The sequence below is a fragment of the Micromonospora sp. NPDC049529 genome, assembly GCF_055586685.1.
Window position 1 is genome coordinate 199,616 of record NZ_JBVJHT010000004.1, and the last position, 26,756, is coordinate 226,371.

The window sequence follows — 26,756 nt, forward strand, 5'->3', positions numbered from 1 at the left end:
GTCCCCGGATCGTTCATGCGGGGAGGGAACATGCGAAAAGCACCACGGAAACTGTCGATACTCGCGGCCGGGATGCTTGCGGTGACCGTACTGGTCACGGCCGGAGTCGGACCGGCGGCGGCCCGGCCGGCGGCCGACGGTGGTCGGCCCGGGTCCGGCGCGTTGCCGACCGAGGCACTCGACGCCGCACTGAGCGGGATCACCGAGGCCGGCATGATCGGCGTCTTCGCCGAGGTACGCGACGGCCGGGCCACCTGGCGCGGCGCCAGCGGACTGGCCGACATCACCACCGGCCGACAGGTACGACCGGGCTACCAGCACCGGGTCGGCAGCATCACCAAGAGTTTCGTCGCCACCACCGTGCTCCAACTCGTCGGTGAGGGCCGGATCTCGCTCGACGCGCCGGTCCGGCGCTACCTGCCCGACCTCGCCCCCGACGGGGTGACCGTCCGGATGCTGCTCAACCACCACAGCGGCATCGGCACCTACGACCGGGTCATCCTCGCCACCCCGGAGCTGATCGAGCAGCACCGCACCACCACGTTCACCGCTCGGGAACTGGCCCGGATCGGGCTGGACATGCCGCCGACGAACGCGCCCGGCGCGCGGTTCTCGTACTCCAACACCAACTACATCCTGGCCGGGCTGATCGTGGAACGGGTCACCGGACGCCCGGCCGCCGAGGAGATCCGGCGCCGGATCCTCAAGCCGCTGGACCTGGACGACACCTACTTCCCCGGCACCGCGCCCCGGATCACCGGGCCGCACAGCCTGGGCTACGTCCCCTGGTACGAGGGGGAACTGCGCGACTTCAGCGTCTACAACATGTCCTGGGCCGGGATGGCGGGCGAACTCGTCTCCACCACCGCCGACCTGGACCGGTTCTACCGGGCGCTGTTCACCGGGCGGCTGCTGCGCCCGGCCCAGCAGGCCCAACTGCTCGGGTTCCTGCCAACCGACCCGGCCGACCCGGACGGCGTGCGGTACGGGCTGGGTGTGCTGTCCCTGCCGCTGCCGTGCGGGCTGGCCCAGGGGCACGACGGCCTGGTGCTCGGGCACAGCGCGTTCTCGCTGCACTCGCCGGACGGCAGCCGACAGGTGACCCTCGCGTTGAACGCCACCCACTACCAGGTGCCGGGCACACCGGACCCGATCGGTGCGGCGACGTTCGCGTTCCTCACGACCGCGCTCTGCGGGCCGCAGGAGGCGGGATCGGCGGCCGCGCGTACGGCGGGAAGCCTCGACGGGTTCCGGCTCACCCCGGCACCGGGGTTGGCCACGTACGCGCCGGGCGGGCTGCGGTAACACCGGCTCGACAGCGAAGCGGCGCCGCGTCCGGGAGGTTCAGCAACCGGGCGCGGCGCCGGACTCGGCCAGCGCACCGAGGGTCGTCGCCGGCTCGCCCGACGCGCCGGCCGGAGACGCCGGTGCGCTCGGGATCGGCGTCGATGCGGTGCTCGGGGTCGATGCGGTGCTCGGGGTGGGACGTGGCGACGCGGGGCCGGCGGGGGTTGTCGTCCGGGCGGTGGCGGCCGGGGCAGCGCCGCCGGACATCGTCACCGTGCTGCGCTGGACCTGCTCCGGGGCCATCCGGATGTTGGTGGCGGTCGCCTGGCGTCCGTACACGTCGGTCACCCTGATGCTGTACGGCCCGGCGCCGAGCCCCCCGTCGACGATCCAGTAGTTGTAGTTCTGCCGGACGGCGGCCCGGAAGCCACCACCGGGTGCCTTCGCCTCGACCGAGCGCAGCGGGTTGCCGTGGTTGCCCACCTGTACGGCGAACCACCACTGCGAGGCGCCGTCCTTCATCCGGAAGGTGAGCGGACCGGACGACGGCGGGTTCACCACCGCCCGGTACGTCACCGGCACCAAGCCCTGCACCGGGTCGGCGATTTTCGCGAACGCCTCCTTCGAGAGGTCGATGTGGCCCGGCGTGCACTCGGGACACTGGTCCATGACCACCACCCGTACCCTGCCCTTCGGCCCGGTGACGTCGAGATATCCGCCGCAGGCGGCGGCCGAGGCGTACTCGGACGGGCCGAGCGCGACGTAGAGCCGGTCGGCCGGGGCGCTCGGGAACGAGCAGTTGCCGCCGGCTCCGGCCGAGTCGTAGAAGGTGGCCTTTCCACTGTGGACGGTATCCCCGGTGGGCGGGGCGGCCAGTACGGCGGCGCAGGCGGGTTCGGCTCCGGAACGCACGGCCAGCACGATCCCGAGTACGGCGGCCACACCGGTGATCCCGGCGGCGACCAGCCAGCGCGCAGGTCCACGGGTGGCCCGCCGGTGACCGCCCCGCCGTCCGCCTCCGTCGTTGCCGAGCTGGTTGTCGTGGTCGGGAGCCGCGTCCGGGTCAGTCACGCCGACCGATGCTGCCCCAGCATCCGACAACACGCAACAGCCCTAACCGAGCACCTCCACAGAGTCACCGACGGTGACCGTGCCACAGTCGGCCGCCCGATCAGCGGAGTCGGGATCGGGATCGGAGCGCAGTTCGACGGCCAGTTGCAGGCCGAAGAGGAGTCGCCGGCCGATGTTGCGGCGGACGCCGAGCGTACGCAGGGGCTCCTGGCCGCGTACGCCGGTGTCCTGGTCGGTCGCGGAGACCACGCACCGGCCGCACTGGGTGAGGCCACGAAAGACCGTCGCGCCGATCCGGATCCGCCGGTCGACCCACTCCCCCTCGGCCCACGGCACCGCCCCGGAGATCACCAGGTTGGGGCGGAAGCGGTTCATCGGCAGCGGCCCCTCGGGGCTGCCCGTCTCCAGCAGCCACCCGTTGAACTCGTCCAGCGAGGCGGTGCTGGCCAGCAGCAACGGTGTTCCGTCGGCGAAGTTCACCGAGGTACCGGTTCCGGCGGGGACCGGCTGGATGATCGGATTGCCGGCCGGGTCACCGAGCCAGACCAGCCGGACCGGCTGCCCGAGCAGGTCACCGAGCCAGTTGTCGGCCACCGGGCCGGCGGCCCGTACCGGGGTGAGCGGACGGCTCTGGAACACCCGTACCCCGATCTGCTCGCCGCCGGACGGTTCGGCCAGGTCGAGCGGGGTCCGGCCGGGCGCGGCCAGGCCCAGCCCGCCGGGCCGGGGCACCGCCCGCAGGGTCACCAGTTCCGGGTGCTGGCGCTGGGTGATGCCGACCCCGTCGGCGTCCACGATCAGCCAGCGCCGGTCGCCGGCCAGCCCCCACGGCTCGACCCGGGCCGCGTCGTGGTCCAGCCGACGACAACCCTTGATCGGGTACGTGTGGATGGCGGCCAGTCGCATTCCGCCAGGATCGCACGGGGTTCAGCGGCGCCGGAATCCCCGAGTCACGGGGCCTACCAGGCCACTCCGATGCCGTCGCCGGGGAACCAGTGCCGCGACGGGGTCTCCCGGTAGGCGAGGAACCGGCGGCCGGTGCGCTCCGCGTGCTCGGCGAGCACGTCGGTCACCGTGACGTTGTCGGTGAGCAGAAGCGCGCCCGGTGCCAGCTTCGGTTCGACCGCCTCGAACTCGTTGCGCTCGTGCCCGGCGCTGTGGTCGCTGTCGTGCAGGAACAGGTCGACCGGTCGGTCCAGGTTCCGGATCGAGGCGATCGAGTCACCGATCACCAGGTCGACCACCTCGGACCAGGGCGCGACCCGGGCCAGGTAGCCGGCCTCGGGGTTGATGTCCAGGGAGGTGACCCGGCCGGGGTGCCCCTCGGCGGCGTTACGCAGCAGCGCCGAGGCGAGTACGCAGGTGCCGAGCCCCTTGTCGACGCCGGTCTCGACGATGTGGGCCGGGCGGGTCGCGCGGACGATCGCGTACCAGCCGATCCGGCGGGCGTAGCGCACCTGCCGGTCGGCCAGTCCCCGGCGGGCGGAGGCGGCGGTGGTCCGCTCGATGTGCCGGCGCAGTTCCTGGTCGGACTCGATCTCGGCCAGGTAGTCCCGGACCTGTTTGACCGGGGTCTCGCAGAGGACGCTGACGAACCAGGCCAGGTGTTCTCGGCTGAGCCGGGTCAGGTCGTAGGTGTAGTTGTGGTGCTCGCGGGAGGTGAACAGCCAGCGGGTGGAGACGCGGAGCACCCGGGCGTCGTACTTCGCCACCTGGAGCAGCCGTTTCGGGAAGGCCGCGACGGGTGCGAGCGGGGTACGGGCGATGGCGCGCCGGAACCTGATCCCATCCACGATGTTGGTTGTATCACGTCGCCGAGAAGCATGTCGGCGCCCCGCCGGACGTTCAGTCGAGTCTGCTGGCGATCATGAATGCGGCCTGCCGCCTCGGCTCCTGGCGGACCGGCTCATGGACGGTCGTCACCAGGACGTGGAATCCGGCCTCGGTGAGCATTTCCGTGACGGTCTCCGGACGACGGTAGTAGAGCGTCAGGTCGACCTCGTGGCCCCACGCCTCGGCGAAGTGCTTCGGTTCGTCGCCGATCTGGAAGGCCAACATCAGTGGCGCCCCCGGGGTCAGCACCCGATGGAACTCGGCCAGTACGCCCGGCAGCTCCCGGTCGGGGATGTGGATGGTCGAGAACCAGGCGTTGAGGCCGGACAGGCTTCCGTCTGGATGGTCGAGGTCGGTCATCGTGCCGACCTCGAACCGCAGCTCCGGAAAGTTGACGCGGGCCTGTTCGACCATCCCCGGTGACAGGTCGATCCCGAACACGTCGAGGCCCTGCGCGCGCAGGAACGCCGTTATCTGCCCCGGCCCGCACCCCACGTCGGCGGTCCGCCCGGTTGCCAGCTCGGCGAAGAGCGTCAGCATGCTCCGCAGTACCGGCTGCTCGGGCAGTTGGTCGATGAAGAGGTCGGAGTAGCCGGCGGCCACGAAGTCGTACGAGGAGCGGGTCGAATCGAGGAAGGCGAGATCGCTCATGACCGGGAACCTATCGGTCTCCGGGAACCCCAGTGGCGGCGCGTCGGGCGTGCATCGTTGCTTCCTGAATGATTTTATGCATAGAGTGCTTCCGTGAATGACGATTCACTTGTCCGAGATGCGGTATTGGTCGCCACGCCCCCGACGGACCAGGTCCTCGACCTGTTCCACGGCATCCGGCTGACCCCGACCCAGCGCCGGATCGCGCACAGCCTGGTGCAGCACGCCGCCTCGGCGGCGTACCTGTCGGCGGCCGAGATCGCCGAACTCGCCCAGGTCAGCCAGCCCTCGGTGACCCGGTTCGCGATCGCGCTCGGCTACGACGGCTACCCCGCGCTGCGCCGCCGACTGCGCGAGATCACCTCCGTCGAGCGGGGCCGCCCGGCGCCGGACGTACCGGCCGGCAACGAGTTGCAGCGGGCGGTCAGCGCCGAGGTGGAGAACCTGCACCGGCTCGCCGAACAGCTCACCGACCCGGACAAGGTGACCACCGCCGGGGCCATGCTCGCCAACAGCCGCCCGCTGCCGGTGCTGGGCCTGCGCGCCGCCGCGCCACTGGCCGCGTACTTCGCCTACTTCGCCGCCAAGGTGCACCCGGATGTACGGGTCCTCGACACCGGCGGCAGCCTGCTCGCCGACCGCCTCGACCAGTCCCGTACGGCCGGCGCGACCGCACTGCTCGCCATCGTGCTGCCGCGCTACCCGCGCGAGTCCCTCGACGCACTCCGCGAGGCACGGCACGCCGGACTTTCCATCGTCGTGATCACCGACTCGGCGGTCAGCCCGGCCGCCGAGTACGCCGACATCGTGCTCCCCGCCGCCGTCGGCGCCCAACTCGTGTTCGACCTGCACACCGCCCCGATGACCCTGGCCATGGTGCTGCTCCAGGCGATCTGCGACGCCGCGCCCAGCCACACCCAACGCCGGTTGGAGGAGTTCGAACAGTCCGCCGCCCGCCGGCAGGTGTTCCTCACCTGAGTCCCCCACCCGCCGAACCTGAGTTCCCCACCCGCCGAAGCCGAGTCCGCCACACCCCACCGTTGCGCCAGGAGAGCCTGATGTACCAGCCCGTTCGCGCCGCGCGCGGCAGCACCCGTACCGCAGTTGGTTGGGCCCAGGAGGCGGCCATGCGGATGCTGATGAACAACCTCGACCCGGAGGTGGCCGAGCGCCCGGAGGACCTGGTCGTGTACGGCGGCACCGGCCGGGCCGCCCGCGACTGGCCCTCGTACCACGCGCTGATCCGGACCCTGACCGAGCTGCGCGACGACGAGACGATGCTGGTGCAGTCCGGCCGCCCGGTCGGGGTGCTGCGCACGCACGAGTGGGCGCCGAGGGTGCTGCTGGCCAACTCCAACCTGGTCGGTGACTGGGCCACCTGGCCGGAGTTCCGCCGCCTGGAACAGCTCGGTCTGACCATGTATGGCCAGATGACCGCTGGTTCGTGGATCTATATCGGTACCCAGGGCATTTTGCAGGGCACCTACGAGACGTTCGCCGCGGTCGCCGCCAAGCGGTTCGGCAACACCCTCGCCGGCACCCTCACGCTCACCGCCGGCTGCGGCGGGATGGGCGGCGCCCAGCCGCTCGCGGTCACCATGAACGGCGGGGCGTGCCTGATCGTCGACGTCGACCCGGACCGGCTCGCCCGCCGGGTGCGCGACCGCTACCTGGACCGGGTCGCGGACACCCTGGACGAGGCGGTCGAGGCGGTGCTCGCGGCGAAGCGGGACCGCCGGGCGCTCTCGGTCGGCGTGGTCGGCAACGCGGCGGTGATCTTCCCCGAGCTGCTGGTACGCGGCGTCGAGATCGACATCGTCACCGACCAGACCAGCGCCCACGACCCGCTCTCCTACCTGCCGGTCGGCGTCGAACTGGCCGACGCCGCCGAGTACGCCGCCGCCAAGCCGGCCGAGTTCACCGACCGGGCGCGGGCCTCGATGGCCCGGCACGTGGCGGCGATGGTCGGCTTCCTCGACGCCGGTGCCGAGGTCTTCGACTACGGCAACTCGATCCGGGGCGAGGCCCAACTCGCCGGGTACGAGCGCGCCTTCGACTTCCCCGGTTTCGTGCCGGCGTACATCCGGCCGCTGTTCACCGAGGGCCGGGGCCCGTTCCGCTGGGCGGCGCTCTCCGGCGACCCGGCCGACATCGCCGCCACCGACCGGGCCGTACTGGAACTCTTCCCGGAGAACGAGTCGCTGGCCCGGTGGATCCGGCTGGCCGGTGAGCGGGTCGCCTTCCAGGGCCTGCCGGCCCGGATCTGCTGGCTCGGGTACGGCGAACGGGACCGGGCCGGGGTCCGGTTCAACGAGATGGTCGCCTCCGGCGAACTCTCCGCCCCGGTGGTGATCGGACGGGACCACCTCGACGCCGGGTCGGTCGCCTCGCCGTACCGGGAGACCGAGGCGATGGCCGACGGGTCCGACGCGATCGCCGACTGGCCACTGCTCAACGCCCTGGTCAACACGGCCAGCGGGGCGTCCTGGGTGTCCATCCACCACGGCGGCGGGGTGGGCATCGGCCGGTCGATCCACGCCGGGCAGGTCTGCGTCGCCGACGGCACCGCGCTCGCCGGCCAGAAGATCGAACGGGTGCTCACCAACGACCCGGCGATGGGCGTGCTCCGGCACGTCGACGCCGGCTACCCCAGCGCCGCCGAGGTCGCCGACCGGACCGGCCTGCCGGTCCCGATGGACCGGACGTAGGAGGGCGTGGTGACACAGGGACCCGACGCGGTGACCGCGTTCCGGACGCTCTGGGACGACATCGCGCCGATCGGGCGTGACCCGGTCAGCGGCGGCTACCTGCGGTACGCCTTCGGAGAGCCGGAGCTGCGGCTGCGGGACTGGTTCCGGCGGCAGGCCGCCGACCGGGGCATGCCGGTCGAGCAGGACGGCAACGGCAACCTGTTCGCCTGGTGCGATAACCCGACACCCGGTGACCCGACGCGCGGCGACCCGACACACGGTGACCCGACACGCGGTGACGCGGTCCTGGTCGGCAGCCACTTCGACTCGGTGCCGCACGGCGGCGGCTACGACGGGCCGCTCGGCATCGTCAGCGCCTTCCTCGCCATCGACCAGCTGCGCGCGCGGGGGCGGGTGCCGTACCGGCCGGTCGGGGTGGTCGCGTTCGCCGAGGAGGAGGGGGCCCGGTTCGGCGTACCGTGCCTCGGGTCCCGGCTACTCACCGGTGAGCTGCCGGTGGACCGGGCGGCGGCGCTCACCGACTCCGACGGGACCACGCTGGTCGAGGCGCTCGGTGCCCGGCCGGCCGGTGCCCGACCCGACCTGCTCGCCCGGATCGGCGCCTTCGTCGAACTGCACATCGAACAGGGGCGGGCCCTGGTCGACCTGGGCGCACCGGTCGGCGTGGCGAGCGGGATCTGGCCGCACGGGCGCTGGCGGATGGAGTTCACCGGCGAGGCCAACCACGCCGGGACGACCCGGATGGCCGACCGGCGCGACCCGATGCTGACCTACGCCTTCACCGTGCTCGCCGCGAACAAGGAGGCCCGGCGCTGCGGTGCCCAGGCCACCGTCGGCCGGGTCGAGGTCGAACCGAACGCCACCAACGCGGTCCCGTCCCGGGTCCGCGGCTGGCTCGACGCCCGCGCCGCCGAGGCCGCCACCCTGGCCGCCCTGGTAGAGGCCGTTGGGCAGAAGGCGACCGAGCGGGCGGTCCGGGACGGGACCGGCGTACGGCTGACGGCCGAGTCGGTGACCCCGCCGGTCGAGTTCGACGGTGGGCTGATCGAGCTGTTCCGGAAGGTGCTGGACGACGGCGTACCGGTGCTGCCGACCGCCGCCGGACACGACGCCGGGGTGCTGGCCGCGCACCTGCCCACGGCGATGCTGTTCGTGCGCAACCCGACCGGGGTGTCGCACTCGCCGGCCGAGTACGCCACCGACGACGACTGCGCGGCCGGGGTGGCCCGGCTCGCCGACGTACTGACCGCCCTGGCCTGCGGGCCCGTCGCGGAACCGACCGGCGCCCCGGTGGAGGACCGATGAGCAGCAACCGCTTCCACGCCGAGTACGCCTGGCTGCCCGGCCACGAGTCGCCGCAGCCGGACGTGCTGATCGAGGTCGTCGACGGTCGGTTCGGCGAGGTCACCGCCGGGGTGGTGGCGCCGCCAGGCGTGACCCGGCTGCCGGGGGTCACCCTGCCGGGGCTGGCCAACACCCACTCGCACGCCTTCCACCGGGCGCTGCGCGGACACACCCAGGTCGGCGGCGGCACGTTCTGGACCTGGCGGGACCGGATGTACGAGGTCGCCGCCCGACTCGCCCCGGACACCTACCTGGCCCTGGCCCGCGCCACGTACGCCGAGATGGCGCTGGCCGGGATCACCTGCGTGGGCGAGTTCCACTACCTGCACCACCGGGGCGACGGCACCCCGTACGCCGAGCCGTTCGTGATGGGTGCGGCGCTGGTCGAGGCGGCCGCCCAGGCCGGGATCCGGCTCACCCTGCTGGACACCCTCTACCTGTCCTCCACGGTGGACGGCCAACCGTTGGCGGGGGTGCAGCGGCGGTTCGGTGACCGGGACGTCGACGCCTGGTCCGCCCGGCACGACACGCTGCCGCCCGCCCCGCACCTGCGCCTCGGCGCCGCCCTGCACTCGGTACGGGCGGTGCCGCTCGGCTCGCTGACCACCTTCGCCTACCGCAACAGCGGCGGCCCCCTGCACTTCCACCTCTCCGAGCAGCGGGCCGAGAACGACGCCTGCCTCGCCACCCACGGCTGCACCCCGACCCAGCTCCTCGGCGACATGGGCGTACTCGGCTCGAACGCGACCGCGGTGCACGCCACCCACCTGACCGAGAACGACGTGGCCCTGCTCGGCGAGACCGGCACCGGCGCCTGTCTCTGCCCGACCACCGAACGGGACCTCGCCGACGGGATCGGACCGGCCCGCGCCCTCGCCGACGCAGGCAGCCCGCTCAGCCTCGGCTCGGACAGCCACGCGGTGATCGACCTGTTCGAGGAGGCGCGGGCGGTGGAACTCGACGAACGGCTGCGGACCGAGCGGCGCGGGCACTTCACCCCGGCCGAACTCACCCACGCCGCCACCGCCGCCGGGCACACCGCGCTCGGCTGGTCCGACGCCGGCACGATCGCCGTCGGCTGCCGCGCCGACCTGGTCACGGTCGCGCTGGACAGCGTACGGACGGCGGCGGTGCCGCCCGCCGGGGTCTTCTTCGCGGCCGGCGCCGCCGACGTCACCGACGTACTGGTCGACGGTCGGGTGGTGGTCCGCGACGGCCGGCACGTCACGCTCGACGTCGCGGCCGAGCTGGGCCGGTCGATCGCGGCGGTGTGGTCGTGAGCGCCCACTCCGGGCCGAGCCTGCTGGTCGACAACATCGGCGAACTGGTCACCAACGAGCCCTACGGCGACGGCGGACCGCTCGGCATCCGCCGCCGGGCGGCGCTGCTGGTCGAGGGCGGCCGGATCGCCTGGCTCGGGCCGGCGAAGTATGCCCCGGCCGCCGACGGGCGGATCGACGCCGACGGCGCGGCGGTCCTGCCCGGTTTCGTGGACAGCCACTCCCACCTGGTCTTCGCCGGGGACCGGGCACCCGAGTTCGCCGCCCGGATGGCCGGGCAGCCGTACACCGGTGGCGGGATCCGGACCACGGTCGGCGCCACCCGCGCCGCCAGCGACGACACGCTGCGCGCCAACGTCTCCCGGCTGCGGGCCGAGGCGCTGCGCCAGGGCACCACCACGATCGAGATCAAGAGCGGGTACGGGCTCAGCGTCGCCGACGAGGCCCGCTCGCTGCGGATCGCCGGTGAGTTCACCACCGAAACCACCTTCCTCGGCGCGCACGTCGTCCCCACCGAGTACGCCGACCGGCCGGACGACTACGTCGGACTGGTCTGCGGGCCGATGCTGCGCGCCGCCCTGCCGTACGCCCGCTGGATCGACGTGTTCTGCGAACGGGGCGCGTTCGACGCCGACCACGCCCGCGCGATCCTCACCGTCGGCCAGGCCGCCGGACTCGGTCTACGGCTGCACGCCAACCAGCTCGGGCCCGGTCCCGGAGTGCAACTCGCGGTGGAACTCGGCGCCGCCAGCGCGGACCACTGCACCCACCTGAGCGACGCCGACATCGACGCGCTGGCCGGTGCGGAGACGGTCGCGACCCTGCTGCCGGGGGCCGAGTTCTCCACCCGGTCGCCGTACCCGGACGCTCGGCGCCTGCTCGACGCCGGAGCCGTGGTCGCGCTCGCCACGGACTGCAACCCCGGCTCGTCGTACACGTCCTCGATGCCGTTCTGCGTCGCGCTCGCCGTACGCGAGATGGGAATGACCCCGGCGGAGGCGGTCTGGGCCGCGACCGCCGGTGGGGCGCGGGCGCTGCGCCGCGACGACATCGGCGTGCTGCGCAGGGGCGCGCGGGCCGACCTGACCATCCTCGACGCGCCCTCGTATCTGCACCTGGCCTACCGGCCAGGGGTACCGCTGGTCCGCCAGGTCCTGCACAACGGAGTACCGCAATGTCAGTAGTCACCGTCACCCCCGCCGGCGTCACCCCCGCCGACGTGCTCGCCGTCGCCCGAGGCTCGGCCACGGTCGTGCTCGACCCGGCGACCATCGCGGCGATGGAAACCAGCCGGGCGATCGTGGACCGGATCGAACAGGACGGCCGACCGGTGTACGGCGTCTCGACCGGCTTCGGCGCGCTCGCCAACACGTTCATCGCCCCCGAACGCCGGGCCGAGTTGCAGCACGCCCTGATCCGGTCGCACGCCGCCGGGATCGGCGCCCCGATGCCGCGCGAGGTGGTCCGGGCGATGATGCTGCTGCGGGTACGCTCGCTCGCGCTCGGGCACTCCGGGGTCCGGCCACTGGTCGCGCAGTCCCTGGTCGACCTGCTCAACCACGACATCACCCCGTGGGTGCCGGAGCACGGCTCGCTCGGCGCCTCCGGTGACCTGGCCCCGCTGGCGCACTGCGCGCTGGCCCTGCTCGGCGAGGGCTGGACCCTCGACAAGGGCGGTGCCCGCGAGGACGCGGCGGTGGCGCTGCACCGGGCCGGGCTGACCCCGATCGAGTTGGCCGCGAAGGAGGGCCTGGCGCTGATCAACGGCACCGACGGCATGCTCGGCATGCTGCTGCTGGCGATCGGCGACGCGGAACACCTGTTCGCGATGGCCGACGTCACCGCCGCCCTGGCGATCGAGGCGATGCTCGGCACCGACCGGCCGTTCCAGCCCGAGCTGCACAGCATCCGCCCGCATCCGGGACAGGCGGTCTCGGCGGCGAACATCCACCGGCTGCTCCAGGGCTCCGACATCATGGACTCGCACCGCGACGACCTGGTGCACGCCGTCCAGGACGCCTACTCGATGCGCTGCGCCCCGCAGGTCGCCGGTGCCGCCCGGGACACCCTCGGATTCGTCACCTCGGTCGCCGGCCGGGAACTCGTCTCCGTGGTCGACAACCCGGTGGTGCTGCCGGACGGCCGGGTCGAGTCGACCGGTAACTTCCACGGCGCCCCGCTCGGCTTCGCCGCCGACTTCCTCGCCATCGCCGCCGCCGAGGTGGGCGCGATCTCGGAACGTCGGGTGGACCGGCTGCTCGACATCACCCGCAACCGGGACCTGCCGGCGTTCCTCACCCCGGACGCCGGGGTCAACTCCGGGCTGATGATCGCCCAGTACACCGCCGCCGGGATCGTGGCGGAGAACCGCCGGCTGGCCTCCCCGGCATCGGTCGACTCGCTGCCCACCAGCGGCATGCAGGAGGACCACGTCTCGATGGGCTGGGCCGCCACCCGCAAACTCCGTACGGTGCTGGACAACCTGACCAGCCTGCTCGCGGTGGAACTGCTGGCCGCCGTACGCGGACTGCAACTGCGCGCCCCGCTGCGCCCCTCCCCCGCCGGTCGGGCGGCGGTCCGCGCGGTGGCCCGGTTCGCCGGGGAACCCGGCCCGGACATCTTCCTCGCCCCCGCCCTCGAAGCCGCCCGCGCCACCGTCATCACCCGTGACCTGCGCACCGCCATCGAGTCCGAGGTCGGCCCGCTGGTGTAGGGCCGGGGGTCAGTTCGGCAGCAGCACCTTGGCGACGACCTTTGCCAGGGCCCGGAGCGCCTTGCCCCGGTGGCTGACCGCGTCCTTCTCGGTCGGGCTGAGTTCGGCGTTGGTCCGGTCCTGGCCGTCGCCGAGGAAGATCGGGTCGTAGCCGAAGCCGCCGTCGCCGCGCGGTGCGCGCAGCAGCCGACCGGTCTGCCTGCCGTCGACCAGGTGTTCCTTGCCGCCGGGCAGCACCAGCGCCACCGCGCAGACGAAGGCGGCCCCCCGGTGCTCGTCCGGTACGTCGCCGATCTGGCCCAGCACCAGGTCCAGGTTGGCCCGGTCGTCGCCGTGCCGGCCGGACCAGCGGGCGCTGAACACCCCCGGCATGCCGTTGAGCGCGTCCACGGCCAGGCCGGAGTCGTCGGCCACCGTCGGCAGACCGGTGTGCTTGACGCCCTCGCGCGCCTTCAGCAGCGCGTTCTCGCCGAAGGTGAGCCCGGTCTCCGGCACCTCCTGGTACGCGGGCAGGTCGGCCAGGCCGACCAGTTCGATCCGTTGTGGACCGAGCGCACCGTCGAGGATGCGCTGCAACTCGACCAGCTTCTTGGCGTTGCGGGTCGCCAGCAGCACCCGGGTCATCTGCTCTCCTCGTTCCACTCTCTCAGCCGGCCAGGGCCTTGCGTTGGGCGTCGGCCAGTTCCGCGCAGCCGAGCACCCCGAGGTCGAGCAGGGCGTCGAGCTGGTCCCGGGCGAAGACGTTCGCCTCACCGGTCCCCTGCACCTCGACGAAGTCCCCGGTGCCGGTGCAGACGATGTTCATGTCCACCTCGGCGGCCACGTCCTCCAGGTAGTTCAGGTCGAGCCGGGGCTCACCGTCGACGATGCCGACGCTGACCGCAGCCACCGACCGGTGCATCACCGAGGCCGGCTTGCCGGCCAACGCCTTGCGGGCGGCCAGCCAGCCGACCGCGTCGTGCAGGGCGACGTACGCGCCGGTGACCGAGGCGGTACGGGTCCCGCCGTCGGCCTGCAACACGTCACAGTCGAGCACGATCGAGTTCTCGCCCAGCGCCTTCAGGTCGATACAGGCCCGCAGGCTGCGCCCGATCAGCCGGGAGATCTCCTGGGTCCGGCCACCGATGCGGCCCTTGACGCTCTCCCGGTCGGAGCGGGTGGTGGTCGCCCGGGGCAGCATCGAATACTCGGCGGTGACCCAGCCGAGCCCGGAGCCCTTGCGCCAGCGGGGCACCCCCTCGGTGACGCTCGCCGTGCAGAGCACCCGGGTCTGGCCGAACTCGACGAGCACGGACCCTTCCGGGTGCACGCTCCACTGCCGGGTCAGTGTCACCGGCCGGAGTTCATCGGGCTGCCGCCCATCAGGTCGTGCCATGGGGGCAGCCTATGTGTTACACCGCAGACCGCCGCCCCGGGGCACCCCGCGACCCGCGCTCAGGCGGGGACGGAGACCCCCACCGGGGCGTCGTGGGCCCGCAGGAAACCCTCGACCGAGCCGGCCCAGCCGAATTGCTCGGCGCGGGCGCGGGCCGCCGCCCGGCGTTCCGCCTCCGGCCGGGCGAGCAGGGTCGCGATCGCCTCGGCGAAGCCCTCGCCGGTGCCGTGGGCGCCCAGACCGGCCGCGCCGACCACCTCCGGCAGCGCGCTGGCGGCGTTCACCACGACCGGCGTACCGCAGGCGAGCGCCTCCAGCCCGGCGAGCCCGAACGTCTCCACCGGCCCCGGCGCGACCACCACGTCGGCGCTGGCCAGCAGCGCCGCGACCCGGTTGCGGTCGGGCAGGAAACCGGCGAAGTGCACCGGCAGCCCGACGGCGCGTTGGCCGAGCGCGGCCCGGCGGGGCCCGTCACCGACCACCACCAGCGTCGCCGGCACACCGGCGGCGCGCAGCGCCACCAGTGCGTCGATCGCCAGCTCGGGCCGCTTCTCCGGCGACAGCCGGCTGCAGTGCACCAGCAGCACCTCGCCGTCGGCCGCGTACTCGGCGCGTACGGCCGGGTGGTGCCGGTCCGGGTGGAACGAGTCGAGGTCGACGCCGAGCGGCACCTGGGTCAGGTTCGGCGCCCCGATCCGGCGGAACTCGGCCGCGGCCCAGTCGGTGGTGCAGACCACCCGGTCGTACGTCGCCACCGTCCGCCCGTTGATCGCGTCGGCCAGCCGTCGCCCGACCGCCGCCGGGGCACCCCAGACGTCGAGCAGCCCGGTCAGGCTCTCGTGCGACACCATCAGCGACGGCACCCCGTGCGCCTTCGCCCAGGCGCCGGTCCAGCGCAGCGTCGACCGGTCGGAGACCTCCAGCCGGTCCGGCTCCAGCTTCTCCAGCAGCTTGCGCAACCGGCGGCGACCGGCCAGCACCCGGTAACCGCCGGTGCCGGGCAGCGCCGGTCCGGGCAGGGTGATCACCCGGTCCGGGCCGACCATCTCGTCCCCGGCCCGTTCACCGGGAATCACCAGTACGGGTTCGTGTCCGGCCGCCCGGTAGCCGGCGCCGAGGCAGCGCAGCGCGGTGCGCAGCCCGCCGGAGCGGGGGGTGACGAAGTTCGCCAGCCGGACGATGCGCAGCCCCGTCACGCGGCGATCCGCCGCTGAGTCGAGGCACCGGCGTTGGCGAGCACCGCCCGGTAGTGCCCGATCAGCTCGTCGCCGACCGCCGCCCAGGTGCGGTTGGCGACCCAGGTCCGGGCGGCGAGGCCGTACGCGCGGCGGCGCTCGGCGTCACCGGCGAGTTCCGCTACCGCGTCCGCGAGCGCGGCCCCGTCCTCGGGTCGCACCAGGGTTCCGGTCACCCCCGGCTCGACCAGGTCCAGCGGACCCCCGGCGGCCGGTGCGACCACCGGCAGGCCGCTGGCCAGCGCCTCCTGGACGGTCTGCCCGAACGTCTCGTACGGGCCGCTGTGCACGAAGATGTCCAGGCTGGCGTAGAGCCGGGCGAGTTCGTCCCCCTGCCGGGCGCCGAGGAAGACGGCGTCGGGCAGGGCCCGTTCCAGGTCCCGGCGGGCCGGACCGTCGCCGACGACGACCAGCCGTACGCCGGGCAGCCGGGAGGTGGCGGCCAGCAACTCGACCCGCTTCTCCACCGCCAGCCGGCCGACGTAGCCGACGAGCAGTTCCCCGTTCGGGGCGAGCGTGGCCCGTACCTCGTCGTTGCGCAGCGCCGGGTCGAACCGGACGCTGTCGACGCCCCGCCGCCACAGCCACACCCGTTGCACCCCGTGGGTGACCAGGTCGGCGGCGGACCGGGTGGACGGGGCCAGGGTACGGTCGGCGGCGTTGTGGATGTTGCGCAGCCAGCGCCAGGCGGCGGCCTCGCCCCAGCCGAGCCGGTAGTGGCGGGCGTACGCGGCCAGGTCGGTCTGGTAGACCGCCAGGGTGGGCAGGTCGAGTTGGCTCGCGACGGCCATCCCCCGGGCCCCGAGCACGAACGGGCTGGCCAGGTGGACCACGTCCGGGGCGTGCTGGTTGAGCGCGTCGGCGAGCCGGGCCGACGGCAGCCCGAGCCGGAAGCTGCGGTAACGCGGCACGGCCACGCTCGGCACCCGGATCACCGGGTACGGGTGGTCACCGGGGAAGCCACGGGTGGCTGACGACGGCGCCGGAGCGATCACGATCGGGGTGTGCCCCCGGTGGACCAGGTGCTCGGCGACGCGGACGACGGAGTGCGCCACACCGTTGACATCCGGCGGGAAGGACTCCGTGACGATCGCGATGCGCATGCGCTCACCGTGGAACCCGTGCTGGTGCGGCGGGCGACGGTTAGCTGACCGGTTGGCAAACAGTGCCGCACAAGATGTCGCCGTCGATGTCCGGACCGCGTCAGATGTCGTAGCGGGCGCCGGGTCGGGCGATTTCCACCGGGCCGGCGAAGGCCGAGGCGGCCGCCTCGTAGGTCAGTGCCTCGCTGCCCCAGGCGCTGACCAGGTGGGTCAGCACCAGCCGGCCGACCTCCGACTTGGTGGCGATCTCCCCGGCCTCGCGCCCGGTCAGGTGCAGGTCCGGCGGGTTGTCCACGCCGTCGAGGTAGCTCGCCTCGCAGAGGAAGACGTCGGCGCCGTGGGCGAGTCGCAGCAGCGCCTCGCAGGGTGCGGTGTCCGAGGAGTACGCGAGCGACCGGCCGTTGTGCTCCAGCCGTACGCCGTAGGTCTCGACCGGGTGGTTGACCCGGTCGACGGTGACGGTGAACGGGCCGATCGGGAAACTGCCGGGCTGGAGGCCGTAGAAGGTGTAGACGTCGTCGACGCTCGTCTCGTCCTGGCTGTACGCACCGGCGAGCCGGTCCGGCGCGCCGGCCGGGGCGTACACCGGCAACGGCGGGTACGGCCCGTCGGGGGCGTACCGGCGCACCACGACGTAGGTGACCGCGTCGAGGATGTGGTCGCAGTGCAGGTGGGTGAGGAGGATCGCGTCGACCGCGTGCAGCCCGGCGTAGCGCTGCAGGGCGGTGAGTGAACCGGAGCCGAAGTCGACCAGCAGCCGGAACCCGTCCGCCTCGACCAGATAGGCCGAACAGGCCGCCTCGGGACCCGGGAAGCTCCCGGCACAGCCCAGAACAGTCAGTCGCATCCGGTCGTCCTGAAGTTACCGATGGTCACGGACAGCCCGCCGACCAATATGTAGACGATCTCTGCCGGCGCCTCTGTCACGGTGCGCAGCCTACGCTTCGACACCGGGAGGCAAGAAAAAACTGCCGCATGTTGTCGCCAAGGTGACACCGGCCCAACCACCGCCTCCCACTTGGGCCGAACGACTTCACCCGCCCCGCCGTTACGCCCCGTCACACCTGAGCGTTGCATCAGGTGACAAGGTCCGCCGGTGGTGGCGGGCGATGACGCGGACCAGGACGGTGCACCGTGCCCACCGAGGCTGACATGACGATCGACGCCCCGCAGCGGGAGACGGTCACGCCGACGGTCGCTATCGGCACCGTACCGCTGGTGGCGACCGGCACGATCCGGCCGGCGACGCCCACCGGTCATCCGCAGCCGCCCCCGGTGCCGTGGGCGGCACCCACCGCCGACCACCCGATCTGCACCCGGCGGGCGGGCCCGCGCGGCACCAGCCGGCAGATCCTCGGTGTCTGCGGTTGGGCCACCGCGTTGGGCCTGATCGGGCTCGCCACCGGGCTACGCGGACTGGTCGCGATCGTCGCGGGGGTGGCGCCGGACTGGTACGAGCCGATGATGGCCGGCGTCGGCCTGGGCGGCGTCGCGCTGACCATGGTCGCGTTCCTCTCCGTCCGGCACCCTCGACTGCCCTGGATCATGCTGAGCCTCGCCACGCTGCCGCTCGCGGTCAATCTGGCGGTGACTCTCGCCGCACTCTAGGCGGCGCCGGGTCTCAGGCCCAGAGTTGTCCCTCCAGGGCTTCCTCCGCGTCGCCCAGGGTGCCGCCGTAGGCACCGGTCGAGAGGTATTTCCAGCCGCCGTCGGCGACCACGAAGGCGACGTCGGCCCGGCGGCCGGCGCGTACGGCCTCGTGGGCGACGGCGAGCGCGGCGTGCAGGATGGCGCCGGTGGAGAAGCCGGCGAAGATGCCCTCGACCTCGACCAGTTGCCGGGTACGCAGCACCGCGTCGCGGGTGCCGACGGAGAACCGCCGGCTCAGTACGGTCGCGTCGTAGAGCTCGGGCACGTAGCCCTCGTCGATGTTGCGCAGCCCGTAGACGAGCTCGCCGTACCGTGGCTCGGCGGCGACGATCTCGATCTCGTCGACCTTCTCCCGGAGGTAACGGCCGGTGCCCATCAGGGTGCCGGTGGTGCCGAGCCCGGCCACGAAGTGGGTGATGGTCGGCAGGTCGTGCAGCAGTTCCGGCCCGGTGGTCTCGTAGTGCGCCCGCGCGTTCGCCTCGTTGCCGTACTGGAAGAGCATCACCCAGTCGGGGTGCTCGGCCGCGATCTGTTTCGCGGTGGCCACCGCCTGGTTCGAGCCGCCCGCGGCCGGCGAGAAGATGATCTCGGCGCCGTACATCCGGAGCAGTTGGACCCGTTCGGCGGAGACGTTCTCCGGCATCACGCAGACCAGCCGGTAGCCGTGCAGCTTCGCCACCATGGCCAGCGAGATGCCGGTGTTGCCGCTGGTCGGTTCGAGGATCGTGTCGCCGGGCCGGAGCCGACCGGCAGCCTCGGCCGCCCGGACCATGTACAGGGCCGGGCGATCCTTGATGCTGCCGGTCGGGTTCCGGTCTTCGAGCTTGGCCCAGAGCCGCACCGGCGGCGCCCCTTCGGGCACCGTCGGTGAGAGGCGCGGCAGACCCACCAGTGGCGTGCCACCGGTGGCGTCGAGCAGGTTGTCGTACCGCGCCACGGCTGGCCGCCTCAGCGAGCGGTGACCGGTGCGCGGCGACCCGCCGCCGCGCTGTGCGAGACGATCGCCGCAGCCGCCGCGAAGCCGAACGCGCCGCCGGCCACGGCCGGCAGGATGGTCACGGTGTCACCGTCGGCGACCTTCGCGTCGAGCGCGCCGAGGAAACGTACGTCCTCGTCGTTCACGTAGACGTTGACGAACCGGTGCAGCGAGCCCTCGTCGGTGACCAGCCGCCCGCGTAGGCCGGCGTGGTGGGAGTCCAGGTTGGACAGCAGCTCGGCCAGGGTGTCCCCGGCGCCTTCGACGATCTTCGCGCCGCCGGTGTAGCTGCGCAGGATGGTGGGGATGCGAACCTCGATGGACATGCTGTTACTCCTAGATAAACGACGGTTCAGGGAAAAAGGGACTACGACCGGATACCACCCGCGAACGGGTCAGCGGCCGGAACACTCGTAGTCGACCGTCGTCGGGCTCTGCCCGAACATGTAGGACTGCACGGCGTGCGGGTCCACCGCGGCCTCGACGATCCGGACCGGCTCCTCGGTCACCACACCATCCACGATGCGGAACGAGCGAATCTCCTCGACCTCCGGATCACGGGTGGAGACCAGCAGGTAGTGCGCGCCCGGCTCACCGGCGAAGGAGATGTCGGTCCGGGACGGGTAGGCCTCGGTCGCGGTGTGCGAGTGGTAGATCACCACCGGCTCCTCGTCCCGGTCGTCCATCTCCCGCCACACCCGCAGGTGCTCCATCGAGTCGAACTCGTAGAAGGTCATCGAGCGGGCGGCGTTGTCCATCGGGATGTGTCGGGTCGGCCGGTCGCTGCCGGCCGGACCGGCGACCACACCACAGGCCTCGTCGGGATGGTCCCGACGAGCATGCGCGACGATCGCGTCGCGGATCGCCCGGTCGATGCTCAGCACGGCACCAGCTTACCGCCTGTTTCGGCGCCCCGGCGGGGCCACCTCACCCCGTGGACCCCCCGACCGGGTTAACCCGGTCACGACGAGGGAAGCTGTTCATCGAGATGTGATCCAAGGAGGGCTCCGCACATGAAGAACCGCCGTATCGGTGCCGTCGAGGTGAGCGCGATCGGACTCGGTGGCATGCCGATGTCGATCGAGGGCCGCCCGGAGGACGAGAACCGGTCGATCCGGACCATCCACGCCGCGCTCGACGCCGGTGTCACCCTGATCGACACCGCCAACGCCTACCACCTGTACGCCGACGAGGTCGGCCACAACGAGTCACTGATCGCCCGCGCCCTGGACAGCTACGGCGGCGACACCTCGGACGTACTGGTCGCCACGAAGGGCGGGATGTACCGGCCGGGCGACGGCAACTGGCTGACCGACGGCAGCCCGGCGCACATCCGGGCGGCCTGTGAGGCGTCGCTCAAGCGGCTCGGGGTCGACTCGATCGGTCTCTACCAGCACCACCGCCCCGACCCGTCGGTCCCGTACGCCGACTCCATCGGTGCCCTGCGCGACCTGCTGGACGAGGGCAAGATCCAGATGGCCGGCATCTCCAACGCCAACCCGGACCAGATCCGGCAGGCCCAGGAGATCCTCGGCGGGCGGCTGGTCTCGGTGCAGAACCAGTTCTCGCCCGCGTTCCGCAGCTCCGAGCCGGAGCTGCTGCTCTGCGACGAACTGGGCATCGCGTTCCTGCCCTGGGCACCGCTGGGTGGGATCGCCCAGGCGGCCGAACTGGGCAGCCGGTTCCAGCCGTTCGCCGACGTCGCCGCCTCCCGGGGCGTCAGCCCGCAGCAGATCTGCCTCGCCTGGCACCTGGCCCAGTCGCCGGTGGTCATCCCGATCCCCGGCGCGAGCCGGCCGGAGTCGATCCTCGACTCGGTGGCCGCCTCGGCGCTGACCCTGGACGACGACGAACTGGCCGCCCTCACCTTCGGCTGAGCCCCGCTCGCGCGCACGGGCCACGGCTGTCAGCCCGGGGCCCGTGCGCGTCCGGACAGCCCGTCCGGACGCGGCCCCGCTGAGTGGCCGGTCGACGAGTGGTCAGTCGACCAGTGCGTTGAGCAGGGACTCCTGGAGGTAGCCCAGGTAGGCGTAGACGGAGAGCTGGAACACCCGGCTCGACGTCGGATCCTGGAGGATGGCCTGGTCGAGTTCGTCACCCAGGTCGGTGCCGTCCTTGATCTCCAGCCGTACGCCCATCGCCAACCGCGCGTCGTTGAGGGCCCGCAGCCACGCCTCGGCCGCCTCGGGATCGAGACGTACCTCACCACCGGACTCCGGCGGCAGCCCGGCCAGGATCGCCCCGGCCTGATCGATCTTGCCGGTCTTCAGGTCGCCCTCGGTGTAGCGGCGGAACTCGGCCGAGTTGGCCGGGTCCTCGGGATAGATGTCCGGAAAGAGCCGACCGACCACCGGGTCGTCATGGTCGAAGCCGTCGGTGAGCAGGCCGACCACCTCGGCGGCGACCTTGCGCAGCACCCGTACCTCGTCCGCGGCGAACGTGGCCACGCAGTGTTCGCCGTACCGACGGAACATGCTCACTCCGATTCCCCGCTGCCCTCGTGCGCCCGGCCGATCCGATCGCCCGGTGCCCACTATTCACGACCGGTCGACTGTCGCCCACAGTCCGTACGCGTGCAACTGTGACGCGTCGTGCTCCATCCGCTCACGGGCGCCGCTGGACACCACCGCGCGGCCCTTGTGGTGGACGTCGAGCATGAGCTGCTCGGCCTTCTCGTGGCTGTAGCCGAAGAGTTTCTGCAGCACCCAGGTGACGTACGACATCAGGTTCACCGGGTCGTCCCAGACGATGGTGACCCAGGCCCGGTCGGAAACCGGCACCTCCTCGGTGTCCGGCGTCTCGACTGGTGCTATCTGGGGAGCCGCCATGCCCTCCATCGTGCCACTGCCCCACGGGAACTGTTGAACCGGAACGCCGCCGATGTCCGGAAGTTGGCGCGGGGGTCGCCGCGGGCGCCGGATCGGCGGCGGTTCAGGCGAGCAGGATGCCATGTTCGACGGCGTCACCGAGCACCACACCCAGGGACACCTGGACCGCCTCGAACCGCCGGCTCAGCTCGCGGGCCAGTTCCAGCTCGACCTCGCGCAGGGCCCGTTGCAGCCAGGACCGGGCCTTGGGCGTGTCGGCGTTCGCCGGACTGCGCCAGTGCTGGTAGCAGCCGCCGGAGAGACCGACGCCGATCGGCGGCAGGACCAGCCCGCCGAGTTCACCGGGGTACACCGCCAGCGCCGACACCGCCCGCGCACCGGTGACCGCGGCGACCCCGCCGGTGCTCGTCACGAGCAGCACCCGGGCCAGTTCGCGCCCGCCGCGCTCCTCGGCGACGCCCCACCGTACGGCGACCGCGACCCGCCGACGTACGGCCTCGTCGGGTGCCTCACCGAAGACCCGGGTGAGGGTCTCGGTCAGGATCCGGTCCACGCCCTCGTCGGATTCGGCGACCGTGCGCAGCGACAGCGCGTGCAGTTCCCGGTCCAGCGCCGCCGGCAGGGCCCGGCAGCCGCCGCCGAAGACGAGTTCCTGCACACACCGCAGGTGGATGTGGGCGAGTTCGAGGGCGAGGTGCTGTCGGAGCCGGTGGGCGCGGATGTGCACCTCGCGGTCGAGCCAGTCGGCCCAGTCCGAGTCGGGCTCGGTCAGCGCGACCCGCACGGTACGGGTCGCGTTCGCGGGCACCGGCGGATGCGCCGCTATCCGTCGCATCGCCTCGCGGTCCGCCCAGCCGGCCAGCGCACCGGGCAACGGGCCGGCGTCCCCGTGCTCCGGGTCGACGGCGAACCAGACCGCGTCGGCCAGCGCCGGCACGGCGGCCAGCAGGGCCGCCCGGTGGGCGCCGAGGACCACCTCGGTCGGGTCGCCATCGGTCGGGGCGAGCAGGTAGCCGATCTCCGGCCCGAGGTCGTGGGCCGGGTCCGGCGGGTCCGATCCGGGGTCGGCACCGGCCGGCGACCAACCGTCCGGGCCCGGGGTCACCGCGAAGAAGACCTTCGCGTCGCCGCGCGCGACCTGGGTGAGCAGGTCCAGGTCGGCCAGGCCCAACGCCTGGTCGGCGGAGATCACGAAGAGCAGTGCGCCGGACCGCTCGACCACGTCGAGCAGGACCCGGATGCCGGCGAGACCGAGGGCGCCGGTGTGCGGCGTGTCGACCAGGTCGAAGCGGCGCAGCAGCGGCTCGGGGTGCGTCAGTTCGACCCGGCGGGGCGGGCGGGCCAGGGCGGGTCCGGCGCCGGTGGGCCCGGTGGCGTACCCGTGCGGTTCCCGGTAGCCGGGCACGTAGGCCGCGCCGGTGACCTCGCGGCCGTGGCGTACCACCAGGTAGCTGCCCTCCGGCACTCGCAGGTCGGCCTCGTCGGCGCCGAGCAGGGCGGCGATGACGGCGCCCCGGCCTGCTCCGGCGGGACCGACGGCGACCACCGCGAGCGGTTCGTCGGGTGCCGGGTCGACCGGTGCCTCGTCGACCCGTGGCCGTGCGGGGCGGTCCGGCGCGGTGCCGGACCGCTGGCCCGTCGCGGCCGGGTCCGGCGCGTCGGTGGGCCGGTCCCGGCCGTCGGCGGAGTCGTCGACCGTACGGACCGGGACGCAACCGGCATCGGAAGGGCCGGGAGCGGTGCCGGCGGTGTCGGCCGGGCCGGAACCGGTGCTGTCGTAGCGCGGTCCGGACTCCATGCGGCGGCCTCCTGACCATCGGGGATCCGGCGGATCACGCCGGACAGGTGCGAGTCCGGCATTCACCCCCGGACAAGAGAACGCTACGTGTCGATGTCCACACGCTGCGAGCAGCGTTGCTACTCATCGGCAACCGCATCCATACTCAACTCCGGCGCGTCGCGGGTAGCACCTGAAATGAGTCAGATCGATATGCTGCGTGGATGGCGATGCCTCTGTGGAACTTCGTCGGCCGCACGGCTGAACTCGACCGACTGATCGCCGCCATCACCAGTGCAGGCGGTCGTGGCCTCATTTTCAGCGGCGACGTCGGGATCGGCAAGAGCAGACTCCTCCGGGAGGCCCTCGAACGCCTGCCGGCGGACCAGTTCGCGGTCTGGAAGGCGTCCGGGAACATCGCCACCAGCGGGCTGCCGTTCGGCGGACTGGCCCAGGTGCTGCCCGCCGACCAACCGGCCGGACTCTCCGCCGCCGGGGTGCTGCGCTGGGCGCTCGACGCGCTGCACCAGCAGGCCGCCGGCCGGACCATCGTGCTCGCCATCGACGACGCCCACCTGCTCGACCAGTCCTCGGCCGCGCTGGTCTACCTGATCGCGCACGCCGAGAACGCCAAGGTGCTCTGCACGGTCCGCAGCGGCGAGGAGATCCCGCTGTCGATCCGGGCACTGTGGAGGGATGACCTGGTCGAGCACATCGAGCTGCCGCCGATGGGCCTGGCCGAGGCACGCGAGCTGCTCGACGAGATGCTCGGCGGCCAACTCGACCCCATCTCCGCCGACCGACTCTCCCGGTACGCCCAGGGCAACGCACTGATGCTGCGCGAGCTGGTGCTCGCCGCGGTGACCAGCAACGAGCTGGTGGAGAGCGAGTTCGGTACCTGGACCTGGACCCGGAAGGGCACGCTGGAGCTGGCCCCGAGCCTGGAGGACCTGATCGACACCCGGATCGGGGCGCTCAGTCCGGGCGTACGCCGGGTGCTCGAACTGGTCGCCTTCGGCGAGCCGATCGGGCTGAAGCTGTTGCAGGAGGCGGCCGACGAGGCCGACGTCGACACGGCCCTGGAACGCGGCCTGATCCGCCTGCTGCCCGACGACCGCCGCACCAACGTACGGCTGGCCCATCCGCTCTACGGCGACCTGGTCCGCAGGAAGTGCCCGGCGACCCGGGCCCGGCGACTGAAGGGCATCCTCGCCGACCTGTTCCAAGAGGCCGGCAACAAGCGCCGCGACGACCTGCTGCGGCTGGCGGTCTGGCGGCTCGACTCCCGTACCGCACAGGACGCCGGCCTGCTGATGAGCGCGGCCGGGCAGGCGTTCGGCCGGTTCGACGTCCCGCTCGCCGCCCGGCTGGCCCAGGCCGCACTGGACACCGAGCGCGGGTTCGACGCCGCCGAACTGCTCGCCACCATCCTGATGTTCACCGACCAGCCGGAGAAGGCGATCTCGGTCCTCGACGCCGCCGCCGACCAGGTCGACTCCGACGAACAACGGGGCCGGTGGCTGACCGTACGCGGGATGGTGACCTACTGGGGGCTCAGCGAGCAGTCGACGGTGAAGGAGATAGCGGCCGCCGCCGACCAGCTCACCGACCCGCCGGCCCACGCCCGGGTACGCGCCTTCGAGGCCATCATGCGCCTGCACCAGCTCGACTTCGCCGAGGCGCTGCGGTTGAGCCGGGCCGTGCTGGACCGGCCGGCCGCCACCCTCTCCGCCCGTGGGCTGGCCCGGTGCACGATCGCGCACCTCCAGGCGGCTCGGGGCGAACTGCTGCACAGCGGCCGGGCGGTCGCCGGGGTGGAGGCGGAGTCCGCGCTCTGGCGTACCGACATGCCGTACCTGCAACTCGCCCTGGAACTGGCGCGCGGCACCCGGCTCGCGCTCGCCGGTGACCTGCACGGCATCGACGCGATCGTGGCCGCCGAGTTCGCCGACCTGGCGGTGGCCGGGGACTTCCGGCTCGGTTCCGGCTACCTGTCCATCCTGCGTGCCCAGGCGGCCAGGCTGCGGGGCAGGACCGGGGAGGCGTTCCGGAGCAGCACGGACGCCTGCGCGGTGCTCGCCACCAGCCGGGTCTTCGCCGGTCTGGCGCACGCCGAACGGGCCCACGCGGCAGCCCTGAGCGGCGACACCGTCCTGGCGACCGAGTCGATGGCCGCCTCCGACCAGTGGCACTCGCCCGGCATGGCGATCCTCTACCCGTGGCGGGAGCAGGCGCGGGCCGCGGTGCTGGCGGCGACCGGCAACGTCGAGGGTGCCGCCGCCCACCTCGGAAAGCTGGTCGAACGGCTCCGCGAGCACAGGCTCGCCGGGCACGAGGTGCTGGCCCTGCACGACCTGGTCCGGTTGGACCGCGCCGACCGGGAGATCGGCCGTACCAACCGGGGAGGGCGCCGGCAGACCGTGGCGAACCGGCTCACCGAGTTGACCGAGGTTGTCGAGGGTCCGCTGCCGCCGCTGCTGGCCCGGCACGGGCGGGCCGTGGCCGCCCGCTCCGGCGACGAGTTGCTGGCCGTCGCGGACGGCTTCGACGAGCGGGAACTGACCCTGTTCGCCGCCGAGGCGACGGCTATGGCCGTGGCCCGGCTCCGCGAGGCCAAGTCGCCGCGGGCACACGAGGCGACCGTACGGCTGAGCGCGCTGCTGGAGCGCTGCGACGTCGTACGCACCCCGGCGCTCACCGCCGAGCAGCCGGCCCTGACCGACCGGGAGCGGCAGATCGCCCGGCTGGCCGCCGGTGGCGTACCGAGCCGCAACATCGCGGAGCAGCTCTACATCTCCACCCGCACGGTGGAAAATCATCTCCAGCGGGTCTACACCAAGCTCGGCGTCACCGGACGCGGGGAACTCTGGCCGGCGTTGCGGGCGTTGCCGGACCACGGCGGGAAGACCACTGGGTGAACGC

Annotated in this window: 25 protein-coding genes; 10 read left to right on the forward strand and 15 right to left on the reverse strand. The window is 72.7% G+C overall.

Features of this window, described 5'->3' with window-relative positions; genetic code table 11:
* Positions 1 to 30 precede the first annotated feature (30 nt).
* On the forward strand, positions 31 to 1,305 hold the full coding sequence (locus ACZ6QQ_RS08485) for a serine hydrolase domain-containing protein (protein WP_465875220.1): 1,275 nt from the start codon (positions 31 to 33) through the stop codon (positions 1,303 to 1,305).
* Positions 1,306 to 1,344: 39 nt separating this feature from the next.
* Here ACZ6QQ_RS08485 and ACZ6QQ_RS08490 read toward each other — a convergent pair whose 3' ends face one another.
* The 4 genes from ACZ6QQ_RS08490 to ACZ6QQ_RS08505 are packed head-to-tail and all read right to left on the reverse strand — an operon-like array spanning position 1,345 to position 4,842.
* Positions 1,345 to 2,358 carry an expansin EXLX1 family cellulose-binding protein gene (locus ACZ6QQ_RS08490; protein WP_465875221.1) on the reverse strand — a complete coding sequence of 338 codons (1,014 nt, stop codon included), beginning with the start codon at positions 2,356 to 2,358 and terminating at the stop codon, positions 1,345 to 1,347.
* A gap of 42 nt (positions 2,359 to 2,400) precedes the next feature.
* A complete protein-coding gene (locus ACZ6QQ_RS08495; protein ID WP_465875222.1) occupies positions 2,401 to 3,264 on the reverse strand; it encodes an MOSC domain-containing protein in 864 nt (287 codons plus the stop codon).
* Between the two features lie 53 nt (positions 3,265 to 3,317).
* Complete coding sequence (locus tag ACZ6QQ_RS08500) at positions 3,318 to 4,151, reverse strand: class I SAM-dependent methyltransferase (RefSeq protein WP_465875223.1); 834 nt, start codon at positions 4,149 to 4,151, stop codon at positions 3,318 to 3,320.
* Positions 4,152 to 4,203: 52 nt separating this feature from the next.
* Complete coding sequence (locus ACZ6QQ_RS08505; RefSeq protein ID WP_465875224.1) at positions 4,204 to 4,842, reverse strand: class I SAM-dependent DNA methyltransferase; 639 nt, start codon at positions 4,840 to 4,842, stop codon at positions 4,204 to 4,206.
* Between the two features lie 126 nt (positions 4,843 to 4,968).
* On the opposite strand from ACZ6QQ_RS08505, the gene ACZ6QQ_RS08510 reads away from it, so the two are divergent.
* From ACZ6QQ_RS08510 to hutH, 6 genes are all read left to right on the forward strand, one after another.
* Positions 4,969 to 5,820 carry a MurR/RpiR family transcriptional regulator gene (locus ACZ6QQ_RS08510; protein WP_465875225.1) on the forward strand — a complete coding sequence of 284 codons (852 nt, stop codon included), beginning with the start codon at positions 4,969 to 4,971 and terminating at the stop codon, positions 5,818 to 5,820.
* 80 nt (positions 5,821 to 5,900) lie between these two features.
* On the forward strand, positions 5,901 to 7,550 hold the full coding sequence (gene hutU / locus ACZ6QQ_RS08515; protein ID WP_465875226.1) for a urocanate hydratase: 1,650 nt from the start codon (positions 5,901 to 5,903) through the stop codon (positions 7,548 to 7,550).
* A gap of 9 nt (positions 7,551 to 7,559) precedes the next feature.
* Positions 7,560 to 8,858: an allantoate amidohydrolase gene (locus ACZ6QQ_RS08520; RefSeq protein WP_465875227.1), complete on the forward strand. Its 1,299-nt coding sequence runs from the start codon at positions 7,560 to 7,562 to the stop codon at positions 8,856 to 8,858.
* Complete coding sequence (locus tag ACZ6QQ_RS08525) at positions 8,855 to 10,177, forward strand: formimidoylglutamate deiminase (RefSeq protein ID WP_465875228.1); 1,323 nt, start codon at positions 8,855 to 8,857, stop codon at positions 10,175 to 10,177. Before ACZ6QQ_RS08520 ends, ACZ6QQ_RS08525 begins: the two co-directional genes overlap by 4 nt.
* Positions 10,174 to 11,361 (forward strand): imidazolonepropionase, encoded by a 1,188-nt coding sequence (gene hutI, locus ACZ6QQ_RS08530; RefSeq protein ID WP_465875229.1) that lies wholly within the window; start codon positions 10,174 to 10,176, stop codon positions 11,359 to 11,361. Before ACZ6QQ_RS08525 ends, hutI begins: the two co-directional genes overlap by 4 nt.
* The gene (gene hutH / locus ACZ6QQ_RS08535; RefSeq protein ID WP_465875230.1) at positions 11,352 to 12,890 is read left to right on the forward strand and encodes a histidine ammonia-lyase; all 1,539 of its coding nucleotides are present in this window, start codon (positions 11,352 to 11,354) and stop codon (positions 12,888 to 12,890) included. The genes hutI and hutH overlap by 10 nt, the downstream gene beginning before the upstream one ends.
* A 9-nt stretch (positions 12,891 to 12,899) precedes the next feature.
* Here hutH and rdgB read toward each other — a convergent pair whose 3' ends face one another.
* From rdgB to ACZ6QQ_RS08560, 5 genes are all read right to left on the reverse strand, one after another.
* On the reverse strand, positions 12,900 to 13,514 hold the full coding sequence (rdgB, locus tag ACZ6QQ_RS08540) for an RdgB/HAM1 family non-canonical purine NTP pyrophosphatase (protein WP_465875231.1): 615 nt from the start codon (positions 13,512 to 13,514) through the stop codon (positions 12,900 to 12,902).
* 22 nt (positions 13,515 to 13,536) lie between these two features.
* Positions 13,537 to 14,265: a ribonuclease PH gene (rph, locus tag ACZ6QQ_RS08545; RefSeq protein ID WP_465875232.1), complete on the reverse strand. Its 729-nt coding sequence runs from the start codon at positions 14,263 to 14,265 to the stop codon at positions 13,537 to 13,539.
* A gap of 59 nt (positions 14,266 to 14,324) precedes the next feature.
* Positions 14,325 to 15,452 (reverse strand): glycosyltransferase, encoded by a 1,128-nt coding sequence (locus ACZ6QQ_RS08550; protein ID WP_465875518.1) that lies wholly within the window; start codon positions 15,450 to 15,452, stop codon positions 14,325 to 14,327.
* A gap of 5 nt (positions 15,453 to 15,457) precedes the next feature.
* A complete protein-coding gene (locus ACZ6QQ_RS08555; RefSeq protein ID WP_465875233.1) occupies positions 15,458 to 16,603 on the reverse strand; it encodes a glycosyltransferase family 4 protein in 1,146 nt (381 codons plus the stop codon).
* A gap of 100 nt (positions 16,604 to 16,703) precedes the next feature.
* On the reverse strand, positions 16,704 to 17,450 hold the full coding sequence (locus ACZ6QQ_RS08560; RefSeq protein WP_329107901.1) for an MBL fold metallo-hydrolase: 747 nt from the start codon (positions 17,448 to 17,450) through the stop codon (positions 16,704 to 16,706).
* 305 nt (positions 17,451 to 17,755) lie between these two features.
* Here ACZ6QQ_RS08560 and ACZ6QQ_RS08565 point away from each other — a divergent pair, with 305 nt between their 5' ends.
* Entirely contained in the window at positions 17,756 to 18,211 is a 456-nt protein-coding gene (locus ACZ6QQ_RS08565; protein ID WP_465875234.1) for a hypothetical protein, read from the forward strand.
* A 13-nt stretch (positions 18,212 to 18,224) separates the two neighbouring features.
* On the opposite strand, the gene ACZ6QQ_RS08570 is transcribed toward ACZ6QQ_RS08565, so the two are convergent.
* The 3 genes from ACZ6QQ_RS08570 to ACZ6QQ_RS08580 form a co-directional block, all read right to left on the reverse strand.
* Positions 18,225 to 19,190 (reverse strand): PLP-dependent cysteine synthase family protein, encoded by a 966-nt coding sequence (locus ACZ6QQ_RS08570; RefSeq protein WP_465875235.1) that lies wholly within the window; start codon positions 19,188 to 19,190, stop codon positions 18,225 to 18,227.
* Between the two features lie 11 nt (positions 19,191 to 19,201).
* Positions 19,202 to 19,555 carry a MoaD/ThiS family protein gene (locus ACZ6QQ_RS08575; RefSeq protein ID WP_465875236.1) on the reverse strand — a complete coding sequence of 118 codons (354 nt, stop codon included), beginning with the start codon at positions 19,553 to 19,555 and terminating at the stop codon, positions 19,202 to 19,204.
* Positions 19,556 to 19,624: 69 nt separating this feature from the next.
* Complete coding sequence (locus tag ACZ6QQ_RS08580) at positions 19,625 to 20,113, reverse strand: M67 family metallopeptidase (RefSeq protein WP_465875237.1); 489 nt, start codon at positions 20,111 to 20,113, stop codon at positions 19,625 to 19,627.
* 129 nt (positions 20,114 to 20,242) lie between these two features.
* Here ACZ6QQ_RS08580 and ACZ6QQ_RS08585 point away from each other — a divergent pair, with 129 nt between their 5' ends.
* On the forward strand, positions 20,243 to 21,106 hold the full coding sequence (locus ACZ6QQ_RS08585) for an aldo/keto reductase (RefSeq protein WP_465875238.1): 864 nt from the start codon (positions 20,243 to 20,245) through the stop codon (positions 21,104 to 21,106).
* Between the two features lie 102 nt (positions 21,107 to 21,208).
* On the opposite strand, the gene ACZ6QQ_RS08590 is transcribed toward ACZ6QQ_RS08585, so the two are convergent.
* The 3 genes from ACZ6QQ_RS08590 to ACZ6QQ_RS08600 all read right to left on the reverse strand — a co-directional run bounded on the left by ACZ6QQ_RS08590 (position 21,209) and on the right by ACZ6QQ_RS08600 (position 23,855).
* Entirely contained in the window at positions 21,209 to 21,703 is a 495-nt protein-coding gene (locus ACZ6QQ_RS08590; RefSeq protein WP_465875519.1) for a DUF2017 domain-containing protein, read from the reverse strand.
* Between the two features lie 63 nt (positions 21,704 to 21,766).
* Positions 21,767 to 22,057, reverse strand: a complete 291-nt coding sequence (gene clpS / locus ACZ6QQ_RS08595; protein ID WP_465875239.1) for an ATP-dependent Clp protease adapter ClpS — start codon at positions 22,055 to 22,057, stop codon at positions 21,767 to 21,769.
* A 103-nt stretch (positions 22,058 to 22,160) separates the two neighbouring features.
* Positions 22,161 to 23,855 (reverse strand): P-loop NTPase family protein, encoded by a 1,695-nt coding sequence (locus ACZ6QQ_RS08600; RefSeq protein WP_465875241.1) that lies wholly within the window; start codon positions 23,853 to 23,855, stop codon positions 22,161 to 22,163.
* 203 nt (positions 23,856 to 24,058) lie between these two features.
* On the opposite strand from ACZ6QQ_RS08600, the gene ACZ6QQ_RS08605 reads away from it, so the two are divergent.
* Positions 24,059 to 26,752 carry a helix-turn-helix transcriptional regulator gene (locus tag ACZ6QQ_RS08605; RefSeq protein WP_465875243.1) on the forward strand — a complete coding sequence of 898 codons (2,694 nt, stop codon included), beginning with the start codon at positions 24,059 to 24,061 and terminating at the stop codon, positions 26,750 to 26,752.
* Positions 26,753 to 26,756 lie beyond the last annotated feature (4 nt).

Coding starts and splice junctions, on each gene's coding strand:
- clpS (WP_465875239.1), bottom strand. CDS start 22,057: ATGGCGGCTCCCCAGATAGCACCAGTCGAGACGCCGGACACCGAGGAG.
- ACZ6QQ_RS08525 (WP_465875228.1), top strand. CDS start 8,855: ATGAGCAGCAACCGCTTCCACGCCGAGTACGCCTGGCTGCCCGGCCAC.
- hutU (WP_465875226.1), top strand. CDS start 5,901: ATGTACCAGCCCGTTCGCGCCGCGCGCGGCAGCACCCGTACCGCAGTT.
- hutH (WP_465875230.1), top strand. CDS start 11,352: ATGTCAGTAGTCACCGTCACCCCCGCCGGCGTCACCCCCGCCGACGTG.
- ACZ6QQ_RS08560 (WP_329107901.1), bottom strand. CDS start 17,450: ATGCGACTGACTGTTCTGGGCTGTGCCGGGAGCTTCCCGGGTCCCGAG.
- ACZ6QQ_RS08485 (WP_465875220.1), top strand. CDS start 31: ATGCGAAAAGCACCACGGAAACTGTCGATACTCGCGGCCGGGATGCTT.
- ACZ6QQ_RS08565 (WP_465875234.1), top strand. CDS start 17,756: ATGACGATCGACGCCCCGCAGCGGGAGACGGTCACGCCGACGGTCGCT.
- ACZ6QQ_RS08575 (WP_465875236.1), bottom strand. CDS start 19,555: ATGTCCATCGAGGTTCGCATCCCCACCATCCTGCGCAGCTACACCGGC.
- rph (WP_465875232.1), bottom strand. CDS start 14,265: ATGGCACGACCTGATGGGCGGCAGCCCGATGAACTCCGGCCGGTGACA.
- ACZ6QQ_RS08555 (WP_465875233.1), bottom strand. CDS start 16,603: ATGCGCATCGCGATCGTCACGGAGTCCTTCCCGCCGGATGTCAACGGT.
- ACZ6QQ_RS08505 (WP_465875224.1), bottom strand. CDS start 4,842: ATGAGCGATCTCGCCTTCCTCGATTCGACCCGCTCCTCGTACGACTTC.
- ACZ6QQ_RS08585 (WP_465875238.1), top strand. CDS start 20,243: ATGAAGAACCGCCGTATCGGTGCCGTCGAGGTGAGCGCGATCGGACTC.
- ACZ6QQ_RS08600 (WP_465875241.1), bottom strand. CDS start 23,855: ATGGAGTCCGGACCGCGCTACGACAGCACCGGTTCCGGCCCGGCCGAC.
- ACZ6QQ_RS08605 (WP_465875243.1), top strand. CDS start 24,059: ATGGCGATGCCTCTGTGGAACTTCGTCGGCCGCACGGCTGAACTCGAC.
- rdgB (WP_465875231.1), bottom strand. CDS start 13,514: ATGACCCGGGTGCTGCTGGCGACCCGCAACGCCAAGAAGCTGGTCGAG.
- ACZ6QQ_RS08590 (WP_465875519.1), bottom strand. CDS start 21,703: ATGTTCCGTCGGTACGGCGAACACTGCGTGGCCACGTTCGCCGCGGAC.
- ACZ6QQ_RS08495 (WP_465875222.1), bottom strand. CDS start 3,264: ATGCGACTGGCCGCCATCCACACGTACCCGATCAAGGGTTGTCGTCGG.